This is a genomic window from Aquitalea sp. S1-19 (genome assembly GCF_024343515.1).
Genome location: NZ_RJTZ01000208.1, coordinates 1 through 2,767, shown reverse-complemented (window position 1 = coordinate 2,767; position 2,767 = coordinate 1). Strand labels below are relative to the sequence as shown.

At 65.2% G+C, this 2,767-nt stretch carries 1 protein-coding gene; it reads right to left on the bottom strand.

Annotation, left to right across the window (positions count from 1 at the left end; all coding sequences use genetic code 11):
• The coding region (locus tag EGI20_RS17245) for a DUF927 domain-containing protein (RefSeq protein ID WP_498632944.1) at nt 1-2,700 on the bottom strand (2,700 nt) is incomplete at its 3' end.
• Nucleotides 2,701-2,767: the final 67 nt, after the last annotated feature.

Below are 2,767 nucleotides of genomic sequence, written 5' to 3'. Positions count from 1 at the left end.
TTCTTGGTCGCGGCTAAAGCCGGCGCGGTTGATGGTTCTGGCTGCTGTTTCCGGGTCGGCATTCCATGGGGTGAACCGGCTTTCGCCATGCATCTCCATGAACGCGCGCACCGCTTGCAGGCCGTTGTTGATCTCGGCATCGCCAGCCCCGCCACGCGCTGCCAGCCACTCCTTGAACAAGCGCACGGCGGCATGCATCGCCTCGCCGGGCTGCCAGCCGGTCAGGCCGTAGGCGGTGGCCAGTTCGCCGGCCACGGCCACCAGCGCGAAGCGCCCGGCAGCCCGCACTACCTGGCCAGTCGCATCCTTGGGTACATCGTCGGCCATGATGCTGCCCCGGCCTTCGCGGATGGCATCCAGTACGGCGGCGCGATCTTCGACCACGCGGTGCAGGAAAGCACGGCCAGCGTGGCCGTAGTGGTTTGCCGCGCCGCGCTTGAATGCGATGGAGAGATCGGCGCCCGATGCCTGGCCGGCCAGCGTATCGAATAAGCCCAGACCGGCACCGGCATCGGCGGCAATGTCGATCAGGCGTACTTCTTGCCCGGCACGGGCGTGCTTGCCGGCTTCACGCATATGCTGGCTTAGGTTGATTTCACCTGCCGACAGCATCAGCGTGCGCCAGCGGCGCGGGGTACGGATAGCGCCGCTGCGATCGGCCCGCGCTTTGCCTTGGCCGTTGGCGATCATATAGGCCGCTTCGCCGGCCTCGCGCGGGTCAACCTGCGCCAGCTCATCCAGAATCACCAGCAGGTCATTGCGGCTGGCGCACATGCCTTCCAGCCCGTTGCTGGTCGCGCGCCATTTGAAGCCATATTCGGCAGGGTGGCCCCATACGGATGCGGCGGCCTCCAGTGCGGTGGATTTGCCGGCGCTCGATCCGCCGACGATGTGAAACCCGCCCGACTCGTTGGCCAGCGCGGCCAGCGGGGCGGCAAATGCCAGCGATAGCGCAAACAGCATGCGGCTGTTGCCAGACGCCAGGATGGCCACCTCATCGCGCCAGCCTTTCAGCGTGCCGGACTGTGCCATGCCGATAGATTCATCGCGTTCGCTTTGCAGAATGACGCGCTCGCCGCCGGTGTCGCCGATTACCTCGCCGTGCAGCACAAATACATCGCCATGCCAGCCGGTGTGCTGGGTGCAGCGGGCGAAGCGTTGCGGCGCCGCCTTGACGATGTAGGCGGTCATCAGTTCGCGCGCCTTGCGCCCCGGCTCCACATCCAGCCCGCCCCGTGCCAGCTCTTGCGCCAATGCGCCGCCGTCGCTGTGTGGCAGCTCGGCTGGCATCGCCCATTCATGCAGGCGGCCTTCGGCGTCGTGCCACACTAGCAGCCGGCCCCAGTTTGCGCCGCTGTCGTCGCGGGTCTTGGCGTCTACGATCAGGGGCGAGCACAGCCAGCGCGGCGGTTTGTCGTCATCCAGATCAAGCCAGTACACCCCCGGCCTGTTGCCATTTTGCTTGAGCAGGTAGCCATAGGGCACGGCGGGCTTGTCGGTATCACGGTTCGCGTGGTTCGCCTGTGCGTTTTCGGTGTACGCGAACCGCTTACCATCACTGCAAACCGCGCCGTTACTGGGTTCTTGCTCCCGGTTCGCGTGGTTCGCGTCGATTTGGCAGAGGCTGGCATCTTCTGCTGCCTCCGGCTGGGGCGAAGGCGGTTTTCCCTTCTCCAAAACTTGAGGCGACATATCAAAATGGGGTTTTTTGCCCCCTTTTACGCGAACCGACACAGTTTCGCGGACGGTAGCCAGCCCTTCCAGCTGGTGCAGGTCGTTGAAGTCGGACGGTGCTTTGCCGGTGGCCAACTGGTGGCGCTCGATCTGCTCTTGCGTGAAAACCGGCAGCAGCACCTCGCCACGCGGCGACAGGATGGCGGCGGCCTTGTCGGCAGCCTCTTGCCCGGCGCCGCTGGTGTCGCTGTCGCCGCAGACCCCAACCGGCAGTGATTCGGCCAGACTGGTCGCCATGCGCTCGGCCATAGTCTTGAGGTTGCCGGCATTGAATGCCACCACGACCGGCAGGCCGGTTGCCTCGTGCAGGGTGCAGCCCGTTGCCCAGCCTTCGCACATCAGTACGGCGGCCGGGTCTTGCTGCCAGCCCAGTGCCAGCGATGCGCCCTTGACCTGGCCGCCGCTCAGGAAACGCTTGTTGCCGTCGTTGCCGATGATTTGCAGGTTTACCAGTTCGCCGTCTACCCTGAGCGGGATCAACAGCATGCCCCGCAACTGGCGCACGCCATAGGGCCGGATGCCCTTGCTGGCCAGATAGGGGTGATCTGCCACTACATCATACCCCTGCGCCCACAGCTTTCTGGCCTTGGCTTGTGCCGCCTCGCGCTGGGCCTGCCGGATGGTTTCGGCCTCGTGCCGGGCGGTGGCTCGTTCGTCCTCGATACGGGCCTGCTCTTCGGGCGAAAGCGGGGCAATAGGCCGGCTTGGTTGCCAGCCTCGGGCGCGGGCGGCATGGTATAGCGTGCGCTCGGTGACGCGGCCCCCGGCTGTTACCGACTTCCATACGGCTTGGGCGTCCTTGGTACGGTAGCTGTCGGCGCCCTGGCTCCAGTTGTCCCAGATCGGGAAACCGTCTTCACCCAGTGCCGCCTTGCACGCCATGGCCATGGTGACCCATCCATCCCGGTCGTGCGGGTCGATGCTGGCCAGTGCAGATGCCAGTTCGTTCCTGTCGATTATCTGCATGCTGTTTCCCTTTCCAGTTGCTCGATCAGCGCCGGGCATTGCTCGATCAGCGAGGCAATGAATACAT